Origin of the sequence: Robinsoniella peoriensis (assembly GCF_000797495.1) — a bacterium.
In the GTDB taxonomy this organism is placed as follows: Bacteria; Bacillota; Clostridia; order Lachnospirales; family Lachnospiraceae; genus Robinsoniella; species Robinsoniella peoriensis.
Genome location: NZ_JTGN01000005.1, coordinates 69,719 through 90,332 on the forward strand (window position 1 = coordinate 69,719; position 20,614 = coordinate 90,332).

Annotated in this window: 18 protein-coding genes, 1 other RNA gene and 1 other annotated feature; of the genes, 18 read left to right on the plus strand and 1 reads right to left on the minus strand. The window is 40.4% G+C overall.

Translation table 11 applies throughout. The features are described from left to right. Nucleotides 1-56: 56 nt before the first annotated feature. The 7 genes from ssrS (at nucleotide 57) to QR40_RS11385 (ending at nucleotide 8,638) form a co-directional block, all read left to right on the plus strand. Nucleotides 57-237, plus strand: a non-coding RNA gene (gene ssrS, locus QR40_RS30560) — 6S RNA. Nucleotides 238-397: 160 nt separating this feature from the next. Then, the gene (locus QR40_RS11360; protein WP_044295053.1) at nucleotides 398-1,447 is read left to right on the plus strand and encodes an aldose epimerase family protein; all 1,050 of its coding nucleotides are present in this window, start codon (nucleotides 398-400) and stop codon (nucleotides 1,445-1,447) included. Nucleotides 1,448-1,620: 173 nt separating this feature from the next. Further along, nucleotides 1,621-3,099, plus strand: a complete 1,479-nt coding sequence (locus tag QR40_RS11365; protein ID WP_081998877.1) for a SpoIID/LytB domain-containing protein — start codon at nucleotides 1,621-1,623, stop codon at nucleotides 3,097-3,099. Nucleotides 3,100-3,233: 134 nt separating this feature from the next. After that, nucleotides 3,234-4,070: a YihY/virulence factor BrkB family protein gene (locus QR40_RS11370; RefSeq protein WP_027294599.1), complete on the plus strand. Its 837-nt coding sequence runs from the start codon at nucleotides 3,234-3,236 to the stop codon at nucleotides 4,068-4,070. Between the two features lie 60 nt (nucleotides 4,071-4,130). Further along, nucleotides 4,131-4,357: a binding site (T-box leader), on the plus strand. 194 nt (nucleotides 4,358-4,551) lie between these two features. Continuing rightward, a complete protein-coding gene (gene pheS / locus QR40_RS11375; protein WP_044295055.1) occupies nucleotides 4,552-5,571 on the plus strand; it encodes a phenylalanine--tRNA ligase subunit alpha in 1,020 nt (339 codons plus the stop codon). A gap of 29 nt (nucleotides 5,572-5,600) precedes the next feature. Further along, the gene (gene pheT / locus QR40_RS11380; protein ID WP_044295056.1) at nucleotides 5,601-8,018 is read left to right on the plus strand and encodes a phenylalanine--tRNA ligase subunit beta; all 2,418 of its coding nucleotides are present in this window, start codon (nucleotides 5,601-5,603) and stop codon (nucleotides 8,016-8,018) included. 2 nt (nucleotides 8,019-8,020) lie between these two features. Next, entirely contained in the window at nucleotides 8,021-8,638 is a 618-nt protein-coding gene (locus tag QR40_RS11385) for a histidine phosphatase family protein (RefSeq protein WP_044295057.1), read from the plus strand. 150 nt (nucleotides 8,639-8,788) lie between these two features. Here QR40_RS11385 and QR40_RS11390 read toward each other — a convergent pair whose 3' ends face one another. Next, nucleotides 8,789-9,328, minus strand: coding sequence for a DUF6512 family protein (locus QR40_RS11390; RefSeq protein ID WP_052377836.1), 540 nt, complete (start codon nucleotides 9,326-9,328; stop codon nucleotides 8,789-8,791). Nucleotides 9,329-9,575: 247 nt separating this feature from the next. Between QR40_RS11390 and QR40_RS11395 the strand changes: the two genes are divergently transcribed. From QR40_RS11395 to QR40_RS11440, 11 genes are all read left to right on the plus strand, one after another. Next, nucleotides 9,576-10,580: a LacI family DNA-binding transcriptional regulator gene (locus tag QR40_RS11395; protein ID WP_044295058.1), complete on the plus strand. Its 1,005-nt coding sequence runs from the start codon at nucleotides 9,576-9,578 to the stop codon at nucleotides 10,578-10,580. A 394-nt stretch (nucleotides 10,581-10,974) separates the two neighbouring features. Next, nucleotides 10,975-11,448 carry an RNA polymerase sigma factor gene (locus QR40_RS11400; protein WP_044295059.1) on the plus strand — a complete coding sequence of 158 codons (474 nt, stop codon included), beginning with the start codon at nucleotides 10,975-10,977 and terminating at the stop codon, nucleotides 11,446-11,448. Nucleotide 11,449: 1 nt separating this feature from the next. Continuing rightward, the gene (locus tag QR40_RS11405) at nucleotides 11,450-11,899 is read left to right on the plus strand and encodes a DUF3955 domain-containing protein (RefSeq protein WP_027294593.1); all 450 of its coding nucleotides are present in this window, start codon (nucleotides 11,450-11,452) and stop codon (nucleotides 11,897-11,899) included. Continuing rightward, a complete protein-coding gene (locus QR40_RS11410) occupies nucleotides 11,896-12,531 on the plus strand; it encodes a TlpA family protein disulfide reductase (RefSeq protein WP_044295060.1) in 636 nt (211 codons plus the stop codon). The genes QR40_RS11405 and QR40_RS11410 overlap by 4 nt, the downstream gene beginning before the upstream one ends. Before the next feature lie 86 nt (nucleotides 12,532-12,617). Then, a complete protein-coding gene (locus QR40_RS33145; protein ID WP_334291784.1) occupies nucleotides 12,618-12,689 on the plus strand; it encodes a CD1871A family CXXC motif-containing protein in 72 nt (23 codons plus the stop codon). An 8-nt stretch (nucleotides 12,690-12,697) separates the two neighbouring features. Then, a complete protein-coding gene (locus tag QR40_RS11415) occupies nucleotides 12,698-13,531 on the plus strand; it encodes a 4Fe-4S binding protein (protein ID WP_052430840.1) in 834 nt (277 codons plus the stop codon). A 550-nt stretch (nucleotides 13,532-14,081) separates the two neighbouring features. Continuing rightward, on the plus strand, nucleotides 14,082-15,413 hold the full coding sequence (locus QR40_RS11420) for an ABC transporter substrate-binding protein (RefSeq protein WP_044295062.1): 1,332 nt from the start codon (nucleotides 14,082-14,084) through the stop codon (nucleotides 15,411-15,413). 69 nt (nucleotides 15,414-15,482) lie between these two features. Next, nucleotides 15,483-16,355, plus strand: a complete 873-nt coding sequence (locus QR40_RS11425; protein WP_027294590.1) for a carbohydrate ABC transporter permease — start codon at nucleotides 15,483-15,485, stop codon at nucleotides 16,353-16,355. A gap of 9 nt (nucleotides 16,356-16,364) precedes the next feature. Continuing rightward, nucleotides 16,365-17,204, plus strand: coding sequence for a carbohydrate ABC transporter permease (locus QR40_RS11430; RefSeq protein ID WP_044295063.1), 840 nt, complete (start codon nucleotides 16,365-16,367; stop codon nucleotides 17,202-17,204). A 69-nt stretch (nucleotides 17,205-17,273) separates the two neighbouring features. Continuing rightward, on the plus strand, nucleotides 17,274-18,809 hold the full coding sequence (locus tag QR40_RS11435; RefSeq protein WP_044295064.1) for a DUF5605 domain-containing protein: 1,536 nt from the start codon (nucleotides 17,274-17,276) through the stop codon (nucleotides 18,807-18,809). 403 nt (nucleotides 18,810-19,212) lie between these two features. Continuing rightward, entirely contained in the window at nucleotides 19,213-20,613 is a 1,401-nt protein-coding gene (locus QR40_RS11440; RefSeq protein WP_044295065.1) for an L-fucose/L-arabinose isomerase family protein, read from the plus strand. Nucleotide 20,614: the final 1 nt, after the last annotated feature.

Genomic DNA, 20,614 nt, shown 5'->3' on the forward strand with positions numbered 1-20,614 from the left:
ATATTGAAATTGAATGAATACTAGAGTATAATATTTATATAATAACATAAACAGTAAGTTACCTGGGGTGTTCGACAATCCTATCATTTTGAACCTACATGTACTTTTATGGGATTCCTACATTGCTGTGAAGGATGTCAGGCCACCGATTGCAGTGGAAGACAGATGTCGCAGTTGCGGTTACCCACCTAGCTTTGCTAGGAGTCAAAAGATAGGAAACGGCACTTTGGGGCTTACAAAAAAGAGCATTTGCTTAGCAGATGTTCTTTTTTTGCGTTATTATGTTGTTTGAAAAATGTGGAAAAACAAGTTGTAAGCTTTTTAGACTGGGTGTATAATAGTGACATCGTATAAAGATCGATATAAGTACATAAAACTAAAAGGAGCAGACAGAGATATGGGGATGAAGACGAGTTTGTTTGGGAAAACCGGAAATGGCCAGGAGGCCAAAATTGTTACGATTATGAATAAAAAGGGCATGGGGATTGAAGTGACAAATTATGGAGCTACCCTGGTGTCTGCAACAGTGCCGGATGAAAAAGGCCATATTGAAGATGTGTTATTAGGATATGAAGATGTTACGGATTATGCTGCCAACGGCGGTTTCTTTGGAGCTGTGATCGGAAGGAATGGCAATCGTATCGGTAAAGCAAAAGTAACGATTAATGGTGTGGATTATCAGATGGAACAGAATGAAAATGGCAATAGTCTTCACAGCGGAACCAGAGGATTTGATAAGGTAATCTGGGATATGGAGCTTCTGGAAGAAGAGGCAACAGTAAAATTTACCCATCATAGTCCGGATGGAGATGAAGGACTGCCCGGAAATTTTGATGTTACGGTATCTTATACACTGACAGATGAAAATGAAATCAGGATTCATTATACAGGGGTGTCTGATGCAGATACGATTGCAAATATGACAAATCACAGCTACTTTAATCTGGCGGGCCATGATAAAGGGACGATACTGGATCACACCTTATGGATGGATGCAGATGCCTTTACCGTAATCGATGAAGAATCTATTCCGACAGGAGAGTTGAGAAGTGTGGAAGGAACTCCTATGGATTTCCGGAAAACAAGACGTATTGGTGATGATATTGATGATACATATGAACAGATACAGCTGGCTCACGGCTATGACCATAACTTTGTATTGAATCAAAATGGTGAAGAAAAACTGCGTAAAATAGCTAAGGTAACAGATCCGTTAACCAAAAGAACAATGGAAGTTTACACGGATTGTGTAGGTGTACAATTCTATACCGGAAACTTTATTGAAAAAACACAGATAGGAAAAGGCGGCATCGCATATCAGAAGAGAAGCGGATTGTGTCTGGAAACACAATTTTTCCCGGATGCGCCTAATCATGAGCATTTTCCTTCTTCCATTTTGAAGGCAGGGGAAGTTTATGATACAACAACAATCTATAAATTTGTATAGGATTGTAAAGATTGAATTTGAGCAGGTCCGGCATTTTAACTCTTTTGGCAGTACAATTTAATTGTATTGTCAAAAGAGTATAAAATGCCGGATCTTTTACTATTTCAAAAAAATAACACTATGTCCTTATTTCACGTTCTTTTTCTCCTGTTTTTGGATATACTAGTAAATAAATGAAGAGAAAACAGGAGCAAGGAATGAAGGATGACAATACCTTTGGAAAAATTCTTATATTAAGCGGCTGTATCATGGCTTTTTTACTGCTGTGTTTTTATGACACTTATAAAAAAAAGGGTGATGATGTCCTGAATAAATTACAGGAGACAATTCAGACAGATTTGGCAAAGCAAAAAGAAGCCCCGGAAACAAATGAGACAAAGACGGCTAAAAAGAAGTCCGATGGAAAAGAAAAAGAAAGTAATCAGCAGGCAGCAGACGAGCAGAAGCAGTCGAAGGAAGAGGAAACGCAGGATGGACAGGCGGCACCCGGGGATACACAGACTGCAGCACCGGAAAATCCCCTCATACGTGTTTTGATTAAGACAGATGATTATGCAGGTGAGTATCATAGTAGTGTTACTCTTCAGTGCAGTTCGGATTATGTGCTGCAATATGGAGAAGCAACAGAAGAACATCCGTCTTCTGAACCGCTGACGATAACTGCCGACAGCCCTTATTTGAGTAACGGTGTATTGAGAATCCAGCCAAAGGGAGAAGACGGTGAGATTACTTTGCCGGGGTTGAAAAGGGGTTATGAAAATCCATCGTACCTGGGGAACTTTGAAATTGTAAAAAGGGATGCAGGGCTTCTTGTTATAAATGAGCTGCCCCTGGAAACTTATCTCTGTTCCGTTGTGCCCAGTGAAATGCCGGCTGCATATCCGCTTGAATCTCTCAAAGTGCAGGCGATCTGCGCCAGAAGCTATGCGCTTAAACAGATGCAGAACGGGCGGGGAGCTGAATTTGATGTAGACGTTGACGATAGTGTCTCCTATCAGGTTTATAATAACCAGAAGCGGGATGAGCGTGCTACAGAGGCCGTAAATGCTACCGCCGGAGAGGTGATGCGTTCCAATGGAGAAATTGTAGATGCGCTTTATTATTCTACATCCTGCGGTGTGAATCTGAGTCAGGATCTGTCTCAGGAAACAGTTTTTGCCTCATTTATGACAACTGATAATCATACGGCGTATGAAGCAACTGAACCCTGGTACCGCTGGAAGGCTGTTTTTACAGTCGATGAGCTTACGCGGCTGGCAAATGCGTGGCAGCCGGGCACTGGGAATGTAACGTCTCTAAGTATCGATTCCAGAGAAACAAACGGGGCAATTGCGAAATTTACCGTTCAGGGAGAGAATCAGAATATTTCGGTAGAGGGAGAGTACACGGTTCGTAAATTGCTGTCCCCTGCCAATATTGCGGTAGTGGAACAGGATGGAAGCGAAGCCACCGGTATGTCACTGCTGCCAAGTGCATTTTTTTATCTGACTCCCAATTATGAAAACGATGCATTGGTAAGCTATACGCTTACAGGCGGTGGATACGGGCATGGAAAAGGAATGAGCCAAAACGGAGCAAGGCATATGGCGGACGCAGGTATGGGATATGAAGAAATATTAAAATATTTTTATGGTGATGTACAGATTGGATAAAAGATTAATATGTCCCTCTAAAAATGCAGAGCCGTTCAAACGTGTGCAGAACGTGCGTGGGTCAAACATGCGGGCTTGCAGTGAGACCAAAAACGTGCTATGATTGGTTCACATAAAAAAGTTAGAGGGGTATTATGAAAGCTATTTGCACTATCATCAGATTTATTTTGAATTTTTTGAGGAAAGCTAAGCGGGACCGTGTGGATGCTTATTCTGCACAGTCTGCTTTTTATGTTATCATGAGTTTTATACCCTTTATCATGCTCCTGCTGACTCTGCTCAAGTATACCCCGCTTACTCCGGACGATGTGGTGGATATGGTAATGGGTGTTTTGCCTGCTTCTTTTCGCGAGGTTCTGGATGGACTGGTGGGCGGTGTCTATACCGGATCTACCGCATTGCTGTCAGGAACGGCTATTGCTGCCGTGTGGGCTGCGGGAAGAGGAGTTATGGCAGTTACAAACGGGTTAAACTCCGTTCAGGGAATTCGTGAGACTAGAAATTATATTTATATGCGTCTGCGTTCCGCATTCTATACAGTGCTCTTTCTGGTTTCTATTGTAGCAGCAATGCTGTTGCTGGTATTTGGAAATCAGGTACATGATCTGATCATCAGATATGTTCCTCTTCTAAAAGAATTCTCCGGATTTATAATCAGCGTCAGAACCATTGCAACAATTACGCTGCTCACGCTGCTATTTATGGCGATGTATAAACTGCTGCCCAACCGTAAGGACAGATTTGCCAACCTTCTACCCGGAGGATTATTTACGGCACTTGCCTGGTCCATTTTTTCTTATGGATTTTCCATTTATTTTGAAATGGCAAAAAGAATGTCATCCATTTACGGAAGTCTGACATCTGCTGTTATGGTAATGCTGTGGCTGTATTTCTGCATGTGGTTTATATTCATTGGTGCTGAAATTAACTGCTATTTAGAAGATAGTTCGAGTTTTGACTTGACAGATTAAGTAAATATGATAAAATAGGTCATAGTAATAGTAAGTGAGCAATATAAAATTTATTAATAATAAAAAGCGATGAAGGTGTCAGTAGAAGATCATTTTCTTACAGAGAGAGGAAGCCGTCGGCTGGAAGCATCCTTAAGTTCAGATGATAAATTCGAATTTCCCACCGGAGCTGCATTTTTGAAATCACAGTAGGAAATGCCGACCATGCGCGTTAAGCATACTTAATTAAGAGCCTGCAGCAGCAGGAATTAGGGTGGTACCACGGAACTCCAAGCTTCGTCCCTTACACCAGGGGGATGAGGCTTTTTTTGCGCGAAAGCAAAGAGGCAAAGGGCGATAGCCCGCGACCGAGCCGTCAGGCGAGGTGGCACGCCGGATGAACGGCTGCCAGCAAGTGAAGGGATGCGAGTAAATAGCCTGCTTGCAGAGCGATTTGCACAAGGATCCACAAGAACCAGATCAATTGAAAAGGAGAATTAAAATGAAAGACAAATTGCAAGCTATCAAAGAAGAAGCATTGAGTCAGATCCAAAATTCCGATGCACTGGACAAATTAAATGACGTTCGTGTGTCATTCCTGGGTAAAAAGGGGCAGCTGACAGCAGTTTTAAAAGGAATGAAAGATGTAACACCGGAAGAACGTCCACTGGTAGGACAGATGGTGAATGATACCAGAGCTGCTATTGAAAACTTTTTGGAAGAAACAAAAAAGAAGTTAGAATCTAAGGTTCGGGAAGAAAAATTAAAAAGTGAAGTGATTGACGTTACACTTCCGGCGAAGAAGAATAATGTAGGTCATCGTCATCCAAATACCATTGCTTTAGAAGAAGTGGAACGTATCTTTGTTGGCATGGGATATGAAGTGGTGGAAGGACCGGAGGTAGAGTACGATCTTTACAATTTTGAAAAATTAAATATTCCGGCGAATCATCCGGCTAAGGATGAGCAGGATACTTTTTATGTAAATAAAGACATTGTTTTAAGGACACAGACTTCACCGGTACAGGCGCGTGTAATGGAACAGGGCAAACTTCCTATCCGTATGATTGCACCTGGAAGAGTATTCCGCTCCGATGAAGTAGATGCTACACATTCACCGTCTTTCCACCAGATCGAAGGATTGGTAATTGATAAGAATATTACATTTGCAGATTTAAAAGGAACGCTGGAAGAGTTTGCAAAAGAATTGTTCGGGCCTGAGACGAAGACAAAATTCCGTCCTCATCATTTCCCGTTTACAGAGCCAAGTGCAGAAGTAGATGTGACTTGCTTTAAATGCGGCGGAGAAGGATGCCGTTTCTGTAAAGGTTCCGGATGGATTGAAATTCTGGGCTGTGGAATGGTACATCCTCATGTTTTAGAAATGTGCGGCATTGACCCTGAGGTCTACAGCGGTTTTGCATTTGGTGTGGGACTGGAACGTATTGCTCTTTTGAAATATGAAATTGACGATATGAGATTACTGTATGAAAACGATATTCGTTTCTTAAAACAATTTTAAAGGAAATTAAGTAAAGAGAGGAAAACAGAATGAATACATCATTATCATGGATTAAAGCATACGTTCCGGACCTGGAAGCGGATGCACAGGAATATACGGATGCAATGACATTGTCAGGCACCAAGGTAGAAGGATTTGAGAGGCTGGATGAAGATCTGGAAAAAATTATAATCGGACAGATAGAATCTATAGAGAGACATCCGGATGCAGATAAGCTGATTATCTGCCAGGTAAATGTGGGTACGGAAACGGTACAGATCGTAACAGGCGCTCCAAATGTAAAAGAAGGAGATAAGATTCCGGTTGTTCTGGACGGTGGACGCGTAGCGGGCGGACATGACGGCAAGAAGACAAAAGGCGGAGTAAAGATCAAAAACGGAAAACTGCGAGGAATTGAATCCTGCGGTATGATGTGCTCTATTGAAGAACTGGGTTCTACAAGAGAGATGTATCCGGAAGCACCAGAGTATGGTATTTATATTTTCCCGGAGGATGCAAAGGTAGGAGAAAGTGCCATACATGCGCTGGATTTAGACGATGTTGTATTCGAATATGAGATTACATCCAACCGTGTGGACTGCTATAGCGTAATCGGTATTGCCAGAGAAGCGGCTGCTACATTTAATAAAAAGTTTGTACCTCCGGTTGTTGCTAAAACCGGAAATAACGAAGATGTAAATGATTATATCAAAGTGACAGTACAGGATACGGAGCTGTGCCCCCGCTACTGTGCAAGAGTAGTTAAGAATATTAAAATAGCTCCATCACCGAAATGGATGCAGAGACGCCTCGCAGCAAACGGTATCCGTCCAATTAATAACATTGTCGATATTACCAATTATGTTATGGAAGAGTACGGTCAGCCTATGCATGCTTATGACTATGATACCATTGCAAATCATGAAATCATTGTGAGACGTGCAAATGCAGATGAGAAATTTGTTACCCTGGACGGTCAGGAAAGAACGATGGATGAGTCTGTTCTGATGATCTGTGATGGGGAAAAAGCAGTTGGTATTGCCGGAATCATGGGTGGAGAAAATTCTATGATTACGGATGATGTTAAAACAATGCTCTTTGAAGCGGCATGCTTTGATGGAACGAATATCAGACTTTCCAGTAAGAAAGTAGGACTTCGTACGGATGCTTCCGGTAAATTTGAAAAAGGGCTGGATCCAAATAATGCCCAGGCAGCGATAGACCGTGCATGCCAGCTTGTAGAAGAGCTGGGAGCAGGAGAAGTTGTTGGCGGTATGGCTGACGTGTATGGTAAGAAGAAAAATCCGGTTCGTATTGGTTTTGATGCTGATAAGATTAATACGCTGTTGGGAACTGATATTTCAAAAGAAGAAATGCTGGGATATTTTGAGAAAATTGGATTGGAATACGATGCAGCGGCAAACGAGATTATAGCACCTACTTTCCGCCATGATTTGTTCCGCATGGCTGATCTGGCTGAAGAAGTAGCAAGATTTTATGGTTATGACAATATACCGACGACACTTCCAAGAGGAGAAGCAACCACCGGGAAGCTGACCTTTAAGTTGAGAATCGAAGAAGTGGCAAGGGATATTGCAGAATTCTGCGGTTTTTCTCAGGGTATGACGTATTCTTTCGAAAGTCCTAAGGTGTTTGACAAACTGCTCTTGCCGGAAGATTCGGAATATAGAAAGGCAATCCAGATCTCTAATCCTTTGGGGGAAGATTTCAGTATCATGAGAACCATTTCTCTGAATGGGATGCTGACCTCCCTGGCATTTAATTACAATCACAGAAATAAAAATGTTCGTTTGTATGAACTTGGAAATGTATATCTGCCAACAGAACTTCCGCTTAAGGATCTTCCTGATGAGAGAATGCAGTTTACGCTTGGAATGTATGGAGAAGGTGATTTCTATACAATGAAAGGTGTAATTGAAGAGTTCTTTGAGAAAATAGGACTGCATGAGAAGGAAACCTATGATCCCAGGTCTGGCAAACCGTTTTTGCATCCGGGACGTCAGGCAAATATCATTTACAATGGAAAAGTTGTGGGATATTTGGGCGAAGTGCATCCGGAAGTAGCGGATAATTATGATATTGGCGATCGTGTTTATGTTGCAGTGCTGGATATGCCTCTGGTAGTGGAAATGTCTACCTTTGACCGTAAGTTTGAAGGAATTGCCAAGTTCCCTGCAGTTAACCGTGACCTTAGTATGGTTGTGCCAAAAGAAATTCTGGCGGGTCAGATTGAAGCTATGATTGCACAGAGAGGCGGCAAAATATTAGAAAGCTACCAGTTATTTGATATTTATGAAGGCTCTCAGATTAAAGAAGGATTTAAATCCATTGCTTACTCTATTACATTCAGGGCTAAAGATAAAACGTTGGAAGAAGCTGAAGTTTCTGCAGCAATGAAGAAAATTTTGAATGGCTTAGAATCCATGGGAATCGAGCTGAGACAGTAGTTATGAAAATTTATATAATGAGGCATGGGGAGACAGACTGGAATACCCAGAAACGTCTCCAGGGCCGCACGGATATCCCGTTAAATGAAAATGGGAGAAAATTGGCAAAGATTACGGCAGAAGCTTTAAAAGAGATACCATTTGATCTGGCTATCAGCAGTCCGCTGGAACGGGCTCTGGAAACAGCCAGAATTGTAATGGGAGAACGCAATGCTCCTATATTAACTGATGAGCGGATTATAGAGATCAGCTTTGGTGTTTTTGAAGGGATGATAAGCGGCAGGGAAAACTACGAGATTCCGGATCCCGAGTTTTCTAACTTCTTTCGGGCACCGGATAAGTATGTTCCTCCTTCAGATGGAGAGGATATCCGATCTCTGGGGGAGAGGACAAAAGCATTTATGGACGATATTTTAAATCGTGAGGAGTATCAGGATAAAACAATCCTGATTACAACTCACGGCGGTGCAATGCGGGGATTACTCAACAGCGTGCGTACGTTTGAAATGTCTGATTTCTGGAATGGCGGAGTTCCGAAAAATTGCTGTGTGGCAATTCTGGAATGCCATGATAAAAAGGCAGAAGTGCTGGAAGAAAATAAAATATATTATGAGGTATGAAAAATGCCTGTACCGGAAGGTGCTTTTTGGTTGTATCCGCAACTGTGAAGTTACCCTATGGTACAGGCATTTTCTGTTGTTACTGGAATCCTGTTTCGTAATCTTGATATTGGATGAAAATAATGTCGTTTCCGGAAATAATGACAGGGTTTAATTTTTTAATACTTCCGATGGAATCGATTTAAATAAATTAATATTGGGTGTATGGTTGGTAAATGCGGCGAAGAAAAATGCTAACAGAAGCAGAAGGCACAGGCACAATATATTCGAAGTGTGATTTCCCGTTTTTTTGCATGCACTCAAGTACCAACTGCAAAAGTAACAGATCAGAACGCCCAGGACAAATGTCAGAATATCCATGGCCAGGTAGTTTGTTCCGATTATACCGGTGTAAGTATAAAAGAATGCAACGATAAACAACAATCCTGCGAAGCATCCGATTGTTTTGGCGGTGACAAAGGAGGAAAAGTTCTTCCCAATCAAAAAGTATTCAATAAATGTGAGAAACAGAAAAGGAAAGAATAACATTTTCAGGTGTTCCCAGGTGGATTCATTAATCGGGGAAATAAAGGCAATAAGGTAATGGTAGCCGCTCCATTTATATATAAAGTGGAAAAGAGTTCCAAAAACGATAGCCAGCAGGGCAAAGGTAAGCTCATAGTAAAAGTATTGTTTTTTAATTGATTTCATAGTTATACCTCCTGCATACCGCGGGCTCCGCCTGCGATACTGCATTAATAAATAGTTTGATAGGAAGTTTCAAACGTACCTCCAAAAGGGGATTTTAACTTAGTGTATGGGATATTAGAAAAATTATGTAAAAGATTAGAATTAATCCATTGCAATTATATATAAATTTTGATAAAATAATATATAAATAATTTAATTGGACGTTTATATGCGATAAAATCGTGTGAAAGGAAGGGTATATTCGGTTATGAAGGTGAGTATAAAAAGTATTAGCGAGAAGACCGGTTTCTCGCCGGCTACTATTTCCAATGCGCTTAATCATAAAAAAGGTGTGAATGCGCAGACATCAGCAGAAATTTTTCGTGTGGCTAAGGAGATGGGATATATCAGTGAATCCAGTATTCGTAAGATCAAATTTGTCATCTTTAAAAAGAATGGTTTGATTATCGATGATACGCCATTTTTCTCGCTGTTGATTGATGGATTCGAGAAGGAATGCCGGGAGTCAGGGTTTGAGATGGTTATATGCCATTTGAACCAGAAAGATGAAGACTATGAAGAACAGGTGCACTGGATGATTAATGACAGTGCGTCTGCTATTGTATTGCTTGGCACGGAGCTTATGGAAGAGGATGTGAAGATCTTTAAAAGCGCAGGATGTCCGTTTTTAATGCTGGATTATTGGGCTGGAGATATGTCATTTAACGGAGTGCTGATTAATAATGCGGATTCTTCCAGGAAAGCAGTGGAGTATCTGATTCAAAAAGGCCATAAGGAAATCGGTTATCTGAGAGGGAGTTTTCGTATTAAGGCATTTCGTTCCAGAGCGGTAGGCTATGGTACTGCAATGCAAAAAGCAAATCTTCCGGTAAAAAATGAGAATACGGTAACCCTTCCCACTACATTAAATGGAGCATACCAGGAAATGCTGAAGTACCTGCAGAAGAAATCAAAATTACCTACGGCGTATTTTGCGGACAATGATATGATTGCCCTTGGTGCAATGAAAGCGCTTCAGGAAATGGGATACCGGGTACCCGAAGACGTTTCGCTGGTTGGTTTTGATGATCTCCCTTTCAGTGAGATATCATCCCCGGCGCTTACCACCCTTCGCGTACCAAAGCAGGAGATGGGGAAACTTGCAGTGCGCCGGGTAATTGATATGATTAAAAAAGATGATGACCAGGTCAATACAAAGATTCAGGTGTGTACGAAATTTATTGAACGTAATAGTGTTTGCGAACGGTCGTAAAGCACGCTTGTTTGAAAACAGCCGGGGGAAACCCCGGCTCAGACTGCATATAGATCAACTCCATTTGAATTTACCGGGAATAAAAATGTGTTCCTGCCGGGCGCATATCCGGCGTAATGGGAAGCTTAGATTAATGGGAAGTAAAACAGGAATCCGCCGTAATAAAAGGATATCCTGATAGTTTACTTCCCATTTTTTTGTCTTTTTGTATAGTTGTATTATCCTATCAGTAATTATCACAGCGCGCTCTGTTAATTTTCAAATAAAATTTGATTAGCAATTTACTTTAAAGGGTTATACTCTAAAATAAGATTTGCCCCCACAATAATTATTTAAAAAAGTTTGTAACGAATTTTATACTTGAGAGTCTTATATACGAAAGCGAGGTGAGAAAGTGACAGATTTTAACGAAATATACAAGCTTTATTTCAGGGATGTATATAAATATGTTTTATCCTTAAGCAGAAATGAAGCAATTGCTGAAGAAATAACCCAAGAAACTTTTTTTAAAGCACTAAGAAATATCGACAAATTTGAGGGGAAGTGCAAACTTTATGTTTGGCTATGTCAAATTGCCAAAAACTGTTATTTTACTTCTGTTAAAAATGAACAGAAATCAACAATGTTAAATGAAACACAGGAAACTGCCAATGAAGTAAACATTGAACAGAGTTTATTGACAAAGGAGAGTGCCTTGGAAATCCATAAAGCCCTGCACAGCTTAGAAGAGCCTTATAAGGAGGTTTTTACACTGAGAGTTTTTGGAGAATTATCTTTTCAACAAATAGGCATCTTGTTTGAGAAAACGGAAAGTTGGGCCAGAGTCACTTACCATCGAGCCAAAACAAAATTAAAGGAGAGACTATAATATGAGTATAAATTGTGAAGTTGTCAAAGATTTACTGCCGCTGTATCACGATAATGTATGCAGTGAAGACAGCCGTAAGTTAATTGAGGAGCACTTATCCACCTGCTTAAAGTGCACAGAAGAGCTAAAGCAAATAAATGAAGAAATTTTGACAGTAAGTCATACGGAAGATATAAGCCTGATAAGTAATATTTCGAAAAAATGGAAGCGAGATATATTATCTGCTTTTTTACTGGGTACCTTAATGCTTTCGATTCTGGCAAGCATTGGCTGTGCAGCAGCATTTATGGCAATAGGAAGCTATGTTACGGCAGAGGGTGTATTAGTGGAACCCTTTGCATTAATTCCAATTGCATATTTTTTTGCATTTACTGCGATACTGTCTGCAATCGGCTTAGCTGTCACTTATCTTGTGAAGCACAATAAAAAGAAGAGGGAGATAAAGAAATGAAAAAAGCTTTTAAAGTAATTGGAATTATAGTTGCCGTAATAATCAGCATTGTTATAATACTGGCTGTTCTCCTGCTGATCAAGGGTCCAAGTGATGTTATTGTTTTAACGGAAGAAGAATTGAATGCGCAGAATTCCGAGCAAATTGAATTATTTTCGAACATAGATATATCCGGTTTTAACACGGCAACGCTAACCGGTGAAACGGTATCTTCCGACATTTTTAAAGATTATGAAATTACAATGATAAACCTGTGGACAACGGATTGCAGCCCCTGTATTGCTGAAATGCCCGATATTGCAAAGCTGTATAATGCAAAACCAAAGGGCAGCAATATTATTTCAATTTGTGTCGATACTGTGAATCTAAAAAAAGATATAGACAAAAAAGCAGTTAAATTCGCGACCCGAATTATGAGTGATGCAGGTGTGAATTTTATGACACTTATTCCTGACCAAGTGCTTCAAGAGGAGCTAACAGACCGGACGAATATTTTTCCGACAACTATTTTTGTAGACAGTAAGGGCAAGGTGGTCGGAGAGCCTCATTTTGGAGGTACATCAGAAGATGATTACAGAGAAGCGATTCAAGATAGAATTGCTCTTGTTTCGAATAAAACAGAGCAGAAATGAAAGGTGTTAATATGAAACTCACACGTCTTATTTACTTTAAATTTTATATTCTGGTAGCATCACTGGTGATGATAGGAATTGGTTTTATGCGGGAGGAACAATTCACGGTTCTAAAAAAAGCAGTCAACATTTGTCTTGAGTGCATAGGGATAGGCTGATGAATCAAATGAAAAACAAAAGACATATCATTCAGCTGATCTCTGCCATTTTTACAAATGGGTATTTGGCCGGGTACACTAAGGGAAAAATATTCACGGGAAACACAAAGCTGTTTTGTGTGCCGGTACTTAATTGTTATTCCTGCCCAGGCGCACTGGGTTCTTGTCCGATAGGGGCACTGCAGGCGGTATTGGGAGATCACAACTATAATTTTTCCTTTTATGTTTTCGGGTTTATTATGCTGTTTGGTGTTTTACTCGGGCGCTTTATCTGTGGATTTTTATGCCCTTTTGGGTTTATACAAGACTTGCTTTACAAAATTAAAACCCCGAAGCTAAAAATACCAGGCAAGGTCGATAAACTCCTGCGGTATCTAAAATATATTATTTTACTCGTTTTCGTTATTGCTTTGCCGATTATTATTACAAATCAATATGGAATGGGAAATCCATTTTTTTGCAAACTGATTTGCCCCGCCGGAACATTAGGCGGCGGTATCCCCTTAATGGCAATTAATGAAGAATTAAAAAACACTATAGGGTTATTGTTTTATTGGAAATTAGGCATATTGATTGGGATTTTGCTATCTTGCATTTTTGTTTATCGCCCCTTTTGCAAGTACCTTTGTCCATTGGGAGCACTGTATGCCTTATTCAATAAATTCAGTTTTTATCAGCTTGCCATTGATAAGACAAAGTGCACTAACTGTAAGCTGTGCGTGAAAAACTGCAAAATGAATGTGGAAGTTACAAAAGATATCAATAGTAAAGAGTGCATCCGCTGCGGCGAGTGTAAAAGCATCTGCCCACATATGGCGATTAGTTCCCGTTTCAGCAGATAGTCACTGTTTGGCATTCGCTGCAGCACGTTTCGGAGTGCCGGCAAAAAGCCGGGCGCGCCTGGCTTTTTTAATCTTGTAGAGCAGGCACTGGAGGCTTTTGGGTCATGGATCGATCAACGGAAGTCAACCCGGAAGGATAAAGCTGTCACATATAAATTACTCCAACTCACAAAGGGTCGGAGTAATTTTATTTTATGCCGCGTCATTATTTGGTAATTGCAATGTAACAAAACAAATCAAATTGCAAAAATTTAAATGTTTGTAAAAATAAATTCAAGAGTTGAAAATGTAGTTTTATATAAATATTTATGTGAATATATATAATCTTTATATTTTAATCAATATTAATGTAAGAAATGCACAAAATACAACAAGTAACATTGTTAAAATATACAGAATAACGATAATTTACTTGAATAAATTTAAATATTATGGTAATATTGGTTTAAATCAAATTTAAATAAATTTAAGAGATAACAAGAAAAGACTTGAATATTTAAAGAATGATTTAAATTATTCAAAAAAATATCTTATTCAGGAGGATTTCATTATGAAGAGTAAAAAGATTATATCATTATTATTGGTATCAGCTATGCTGGCTGCAACGGTTCTGAGTGGATGTTCCGGCGGAGGTTCAGGGGCTGGGACAGATGCCGGGACGGAAGCGGGAACTGCAAAAGGAAGTGAAGCAAAGCAAAACGGTGCGTCTTCGGGAGATTCCACAGAAGTGACATTCTGGACATTAAATACCAGGCAGAATGCAGTGGAACCAATTGTGGAAGAATTTAATGCAGCACATGACGATATGAAAGTTACCGTTGCTTATTATGATACCGATGGTATTAAGGATGCATGTAAGGTTGCGGCCTCTTCTAAAACACTTCCGAATATGTGGTTCAACTGGGGCGGAAGCCTGGGCGGATTCTATGCGGAAAACGGACTTACATATGATATGACGGAATATGCAGGGGAACATAAATGGAACGAAACATTCAGTGAAGGAGCGTTGACGCTGTGCGAACTTGGCGGACAGCTTTCCGGTTATCCAACCAGCTACAATGTACTTGACGTTTATTATCGAAAAGATATTTTTGAAAAATACAATATTGCAGTACCTTCTACCTTTGAAGAGTTTGAGCAGGCATGTGCGGTATTAAAGGAAAATGGTATTACACCCATCTCCACAGCGGGACTAAACGGATGGCATGTAATGCGTTTTGTAGAACTTTTAATTGAACACTATGCCGGGGCTGAGGAACATGATAAGATGAATACCTTTGAAAGCAGTTATGATAATGATGCTACGGTACAGGCACTGACAAAATATAAAGAATTCTGTGATAAGGGTTATTTTCCGGAAGGATTTGTTACAGCAGACCCCAATGATACCCAGATGGCAGTATTTTCAGGAACAGCCGCAATGGATATTCAGGGACAGTGGTACGATGGAAAAATCGTACAGGAAGAACAGGATATTAATCTGTACGGAACATTCCCGTTCCCTTCAGGCGGAACAAACAGATTATCGGCATTTGTGGAGATGACACAGTTTAATGCAGACAATACGGATGCTCAGTTAAATGCTTGTGTGGAATTTATGGATTATTATTACAGCAAAGAAAATACAGACAAGTATGCAGAGTATTATAATCTGCCGCTTCCAAAAGCAGATGCAGAAATGCCGGAAGGGCAGCCCAATGTTCCGATTATGCTGGAAACAGCGGAAAAGAATGGTACCTTTACAATTACCGATCAGGCTTTCCCGACAGAAATTGCAGATGCCCTGTTTGATGTGCAGGACGGAATAGCAAACGGGCAGACCTCACCGGAGGATGGAGCAAAGAAGATCCAGGAAGCGATTGACGCTTACAATAATAAGTAAGTTCCCATGATTCTGTACCGGCGGGTGGATTGCTTTGCCTGCCGGATAACAATAGATTGGAGTGAAACCATGAAGAAAAAAACTAAAATAGACTGGGGTGCATATGCATTTATGATTCCGGCAGGGATTATCTATCTCTCCGTAATTGTTGCGCCAGTGTGTTATTCCTTTTTTATAAGCCTGTTCAAATGGAATGGAATCGGCGATATGGAATTTGTAGGGGCAAAAAATTACATACAGTTATTTACTAATGACCCGATTTTTATAACCGCTATTAAAAATAATCTGATTTGGATTGTGCTGACTGTTTTTGTTACGATGACGGTAGCACTGGCCTTTGCAGTAATATTGAATAAGAAATTTAAGGGGCGCACATTTTTTCGTGGATTCTTTTATTTTCCATGTGTAATCGCTCCAATCGCTGTATCGATTATCTGGAGATGGATTTATAACCCTAATATCGGATTTATTAATCAATTCTGCCAGGCACTTGGAATTAATTTTTCCCAGAGCTGGATATCAGATCCGAATGTTAGCTTATATGCAATTTTTGCGGCATCTTTATGGCAGGCAATCGGTCAGCCTATGATTCTGTTTCTCGCGGGACTTCAGGCAGTATCAATTGATGTACTGGAGGCAGCAACGATTGATGGGGCATCCGGCATTAAGAAATTTTTCTTTATTACTGTACCGCTTCTGAAAGAGACATTTGTAATCGTCATAGCGACTCTGGTAGTGGCAGCCATGAAAGTATTTGATGTGGTGCAGGGACTTACCGGCGGTGGGCCAAATAACTCCACACAGATGCTGTCTACCTATATGTATTCTCAGACTTTCCAGTACAATAATGTAGGTATGGGAACGACGGTAGCGTGTATTATGGTTATCATCATGCTGGTTGTAATTGTGCCGTATGTTGTATTTACGGCGAAAGAAGATTAGGAGGCTGTTATGGACGGAAAACAGATGAAATTTTCAAAAAAAGTGATCCTGTATGTCATATTGGCGGTACTGGCGCTGATCTGGATTGTTCCTATGCTCACCCTGCTTCTGACAGCGATCAAAGGAAAAAAAGATTTCTACAGCGGGCTCAGCCTGTTCAGCGTTCCGACAGAGATTGCCTGGGATAACTTTACCAATGCAATTACCAAAGGAAGACTGCTTACTTACATGAAAAACGACCTGATTGTTTCCGGTCTGAAGGTGCCCATTGGAATTGTTATTGAAGCTCTTGCTGCTTTTGCACTAACCAGGCTGAATATCAAACATAAAACCGGATGGTTTGTGTTTTTCCTGGTGGGAATGATGCTTCCCATGCAGACAGCACTGGTTCCGATCAATATTATCTACAGTAAATTAAATCTTTTAAATTCTTATTTCGGTTTATTTTATGTATATGTTGGTTTTGGAATTTCTTACGGCATTTTGATACTCAGAGGATTTTTTAAAGGGATACCAAAGGATATCGATGAGGCGGCTTATATTGATGGCTGTACCAGGTGGCAGATGTTCTGGCGGATATTACTTCCCATTGCAAAACCGGCAGTGGCGACGCTTATTATAACGGATTTTCTGGCAACCTGGAATGAATACCTTTTAGCAAGCGTTATTATAAATGATAATATGAAGAAGACGGTTCCGGTAGGTATTATGACTTTTGTTGGGGAACATGGTACGGATTATGGTTATCTCTGTGCCGGTGTACTCTTATCGGTGATACCGGTATTGGCAGTCTATCTGATTTTCCAGCGCTATTTTGTAGAAGGTATGGCAGGAGCTGTGAAATCGTGATGTTTCATAAAAAGGGATAGGAAATGGCAGTCAGACAGAACTGTCTGCCGGGAAAGCGAGGATATAGACATGAAATTACGCGGCTATGAGAAACAAATTGAAAAGTGGGATATACTGGAGATTGCCTGCGAAGGACCGGATGATGGAAATCCTTTTGTGGATTATCAGATCCGGGGTGTATTTGAAAGTAAGAATGAAGTAAAAAGCATAGATGGGTTCTATGACGGAAATGGGATTTACAAAATACGGTTTATGCCATCTTTTGAGGAGAATTATACATTTGAGATTACAGGAAATTTTAGCGATGAGACAGTAAAAGGGGATTTTATTGTAACGGCTCCATCCAGGGATAACCATGGACCGGTGCATGTGGCTAATACATATCATTTTGCTTATGAAGACGGAACCCCATATTATTCCATCGGAACTACCTGTTATGTATGGGAACTGCAGTCTGAAGAGTTACAGGACAAAACACTGGAGACCTTGAAGAACAGTGCATTTAATAAAATCCGGTTTTGCATTTTTCCAAAGCATTATGACTATAACCTGACAGAACCAAGATCTTATCCGTATGTGGGATCCCCTTGTGAAAGCTCGGTGCTCACCAAGGAAAACTTTATGGAATACAATGGGTTGGCAGAGGGCAATGACTGGGATTTTGAACGGTTTAACACAGAGCATTTCCAGCATATTGAAAAGTGCATCGGGCAGCTTCGTGATCTGGGAATTGAAGCGGATCTCATTGTGATGCACCCATATGACCGATGGGGATTTAGCATGATGAATGAAAAATGTGATGATCTGTATTGGAAATATGTAATTGCCCGCTTTGCAGCTTATCGAAATGTGTGGTGGTCCCTGGCAAACGAATACGATCTGATGCCTCAAAAATCCATAGCGGACTGGGAGCGTTATGCGAAGATCATCTGTGATTTTGACCCATATGCCCATCTGCGTTCCATCCATAACTGCAAACCTTTTTACGACCACTCCAGACCATGGATTACCCATTGCAGTATCCAGCGGCAGGATGTCTATAAATCTGCTGAACTGGTAACAGAGTGGAGAGAGCGGTATAAGAAACCGATTGTGCTGGATGAAATAGCCTATGAAGGGAATATTCAGCATGGATGGGGAAATATCAGTGGAAGGGAACTTACCAGGAGATTTTGGGAGGCATCCCTTCGGGGCGGCTATGCAGGACATGGAGAAACTTATATGCATCCCCAGGATATTCTCTGGTGGTCCCACGGCGGTGAACTTCACGGAGACAGCCCGGAAAGGTTCAAATTCCTCTATCGTATATTAAGTGAAACACCAGGTATGGGGCTGATGCCAATACAAAGAGGATGGGATGAAATATGTGCAACGGCTGAATCCACCACAGCAGCAGGCAAACCGGTACAGGATTATTATTTGTGCTATTATGGATTCAATCGTCCTGCTTTTCGGGAGTTTTATTTTGATGAAGAGAGCAGATTTGAAGTGGAAGTGATCGATACCTGGGAAATGACAATAGAAAAGAAAGGCGTGGCATCCGGGAAGTTTAAAGTGGAACTGCCAGGGAAGGAATACATGGCAGTGCGGCTTCGGCGTGTATGAAAATAGAAAAGCAGAAATTTTTATAAATGATATAGGTAAGATTGGGCATGACGGGAGTCGTGCCCTTTTTGCTGTGGATAAAAGCTAAATATAAGAGTTACGGAATTTTATATAAATAATAATTCAGTTCGTTTATATAAAAAATTATAGTAAAATTTATATGAATATTTATAGCGATTCGCCATATTTGATGTAAAAAGCGTATTACTACTAATATAAAAGATGTTTTTCACAAATTAAGTACTGCAAAATTAGAGGAAAACAACAAAAATTAAATATAAGAATAAAATTTTATATAAAAATACTTGAATTATTTACATAAACGTTTATAATATAAGTATAGAAAAAGATAAATACAAAGTAAATAAATGAAACATGAAAAATCAAATTGGAGGTAAGGATTATGGCACATATCAAATTAGGTTATGCACCTACCAGAAGGAGTATTTTCAGTGCTCCGGACGCAATCAAATACAGAGGTCTTACAGCTGACCGGTTGAAGGAACTGGGCGTAGACTTTGTGGATATTACAGATATCAACGAAGAAGGACTTCTTTATAATGATGAAGATATGCTGAAAATTGCTGAGAAATTCAAAACAGAGAAGATTGACGGTTTATTCCTTCCGCATTGCAATTTCGGTACGGAATATGAATGTGCAAGACTGGCTAAAGAGTTAAACGTACCTGTTTTATTATGGGGACCGCTGGATGAAAGACCAGATGAAAATGGTGTTCGTCTGCGTGATACCCAGTGCGGATTATTTGCAACCGGCAAGGTTTTAAGAAGATTCCAGATTCCATTTACCTATATGACCAACTGCAGATTAAATGATCCGGTTTTTGAGCGTGGCTTAAAGGATTTCATGGCTGTCTGTAATGTAGTAAAAACATTTAAGAAAATCCGTATCTTACAGATTTCCACAAGACCTTTTGATTTCTGGACGACGATGTGTAATGAAGGCGAACTTCTGGAGAAGTTTAATATTCAGCTTTCCCCGATTCCGATGCCGGAACTGACGCAGGAGATGAAGAAAGTAAAAGCAGAGAAAACTGAAGTAGAGAAGGTAATTGCTTACATAAAAGAAAATATGGAAATCCAGATCAAAGAGGATGAAGTGGAAAATGTGGCTGCATTGAAAGTAGCTATGAAGAGTCTGGCGACAAAGTACGGCTGTAATGCGATTGCGATTCAGTGCTGGAACTGCCTGCAGTCAGAAATTGGAATTATGCCTTGTGCCGCCAATGCGTTATTAAATGATGAAGGTATCCCGGTTGTTTGTGAAACAGACATCCACGGAGCGATTACTTCCTTATTGGTAGAAGCAGCAGGCATGGACGAGACAAGAAGTTTCTTTGCTGACTGGACCATCCGCCATCCGGATATTGAAAATGGAGAATTGCTGCAGCACTGCGGTCCATGGCCGATTTCCGTTGCAAGAGAAACGCCGAAGCTGACTTATCCGCTGGCATTTGATCATCCGGGAAGCATTACGGCAGAAGCCAGACACGGAGAAGTTACGCTTGTCAGATTTGATGGAGACAATGGAGAATATTCGATGCTTCTTGGAAATGCAAAAGGCGTGGACGGACCAAAGGGTATGGGAACCTATCTCTGGGTAGAAGTGGATAATATTAAGCGCCTGGAGGATAAAATCGTCTGCGGACCTTACATCCATCACTGCGTAGGTATTCATAAAAATGTTGTACCTGTATTATATGAAGCATGTAAATACATCAATGTGAAACCGGATTTATATGATCCGATTGAAGAAGATGTGAAAGCATATTTAAGAGGAGAATGAA

Coding starts and splice junctions, on each gene's coding strand:
- QR40_RS11360 (WP_044295053.1), top strand. CDS start 398: ATGGGGATGAAGACGAGTTTGTTTGGGAAAACCGGAAATGGCCAGGAG.
- QR40_RS11365 (WP_081998877.1), top strand. CDS start 1,621: ATGAAGAGAAAACAGGAGCAAGGAATGAAGGATGACAATACCTTTGGA.
- QR40_RS11370 (WP_027294599.1), top strand. CDS start 3,234: ATGAAAGCTATTTGCACTATCATCAGATTTATTTTGAATTTTTTGAGG.
- pheS (WP_044295055.1), top strand. CDS start 4,552: ATGAAAGACAAATTGCAAGCTATCAAAGAAGAAGCATTGAGTCAGATC.
- pheT (WP_044295056.1), top strand. CDS start 5,601: ATGAATACATCATTATCATGGATTAAAGCATACGTTCCGGACCTGGAA.
- QR40_RS11385 (WP_044295057.1), top strand. CDS start 8,021: ATGAAAATTTATATAATGAGGCATGGGGAGACAGACTGGAATACCCAG.
- QR40_RS11390 (WP_052377836.1), bottom strand. CDS start 9,328: ATGAAATCAATTAAAAAACAATACTTTTACTATGAGCTTACCTTTGCC.
- QR40_RS11395 (WP_044295058.1), top strand. CDS start 9,576: ATGAAGGTGAGTATAAAAAGTATTAGCGAGAAGACCGGTTTCTCGCCG.
- QR40_RS11405 (WP_027294593.1), top strand. CDS start 11,450: ATGAGTATAAATTGTGAAGTTGTCAAAGATTTACTGCCGCTGTATCAC.
- QR40_RS11410 (WP_044295060.1), top strand. CDS start 11,896: ATGAAAAAAGCTTTTAAAGTAATTGGAATTATAGTTGCCGTAATAATC.
- QR40_RS11415 (WP_052430840.1), top strand. CDS start 12,698: ATGAAAAACAAAAGACATATCATTCAGCTGATCTCTGCCATTTTTACA.
- QR40_RS11420 (WP_044295062.1), top strand. CDS start 14,082: ATGAAGAGTAAAAAGATTATATCATTATTATTGGTATCAGCTATGCTG.
- QR40_RS11425 (WP_027294590.1), top strand. CDS start 15,483: ATGAAGAAAAAAACTAAAATAGACTGGGGTGCATATGCATTTATGATT.
- QR40_RS11430 (WP_044295063.1), top strand. CDS start 16,365: ATGGACGGAAAACAGATGAAATTTTCAAAAAAAGTGATCCTGTATGTC.
- QR40_RS11435 (WP_044295064.1), top strand. CDS start 17,274: ATGAAATTACGCGGCTATGAGAAACAAATTGAAAAGTGGGATATACTG.
- QR40_RS11440 (WP_044295065.1), top strand. CDS start 19,213: ATGGCACATATCAAATTAGGTTATGCACCTACCAGAAGGAGTATTTTC.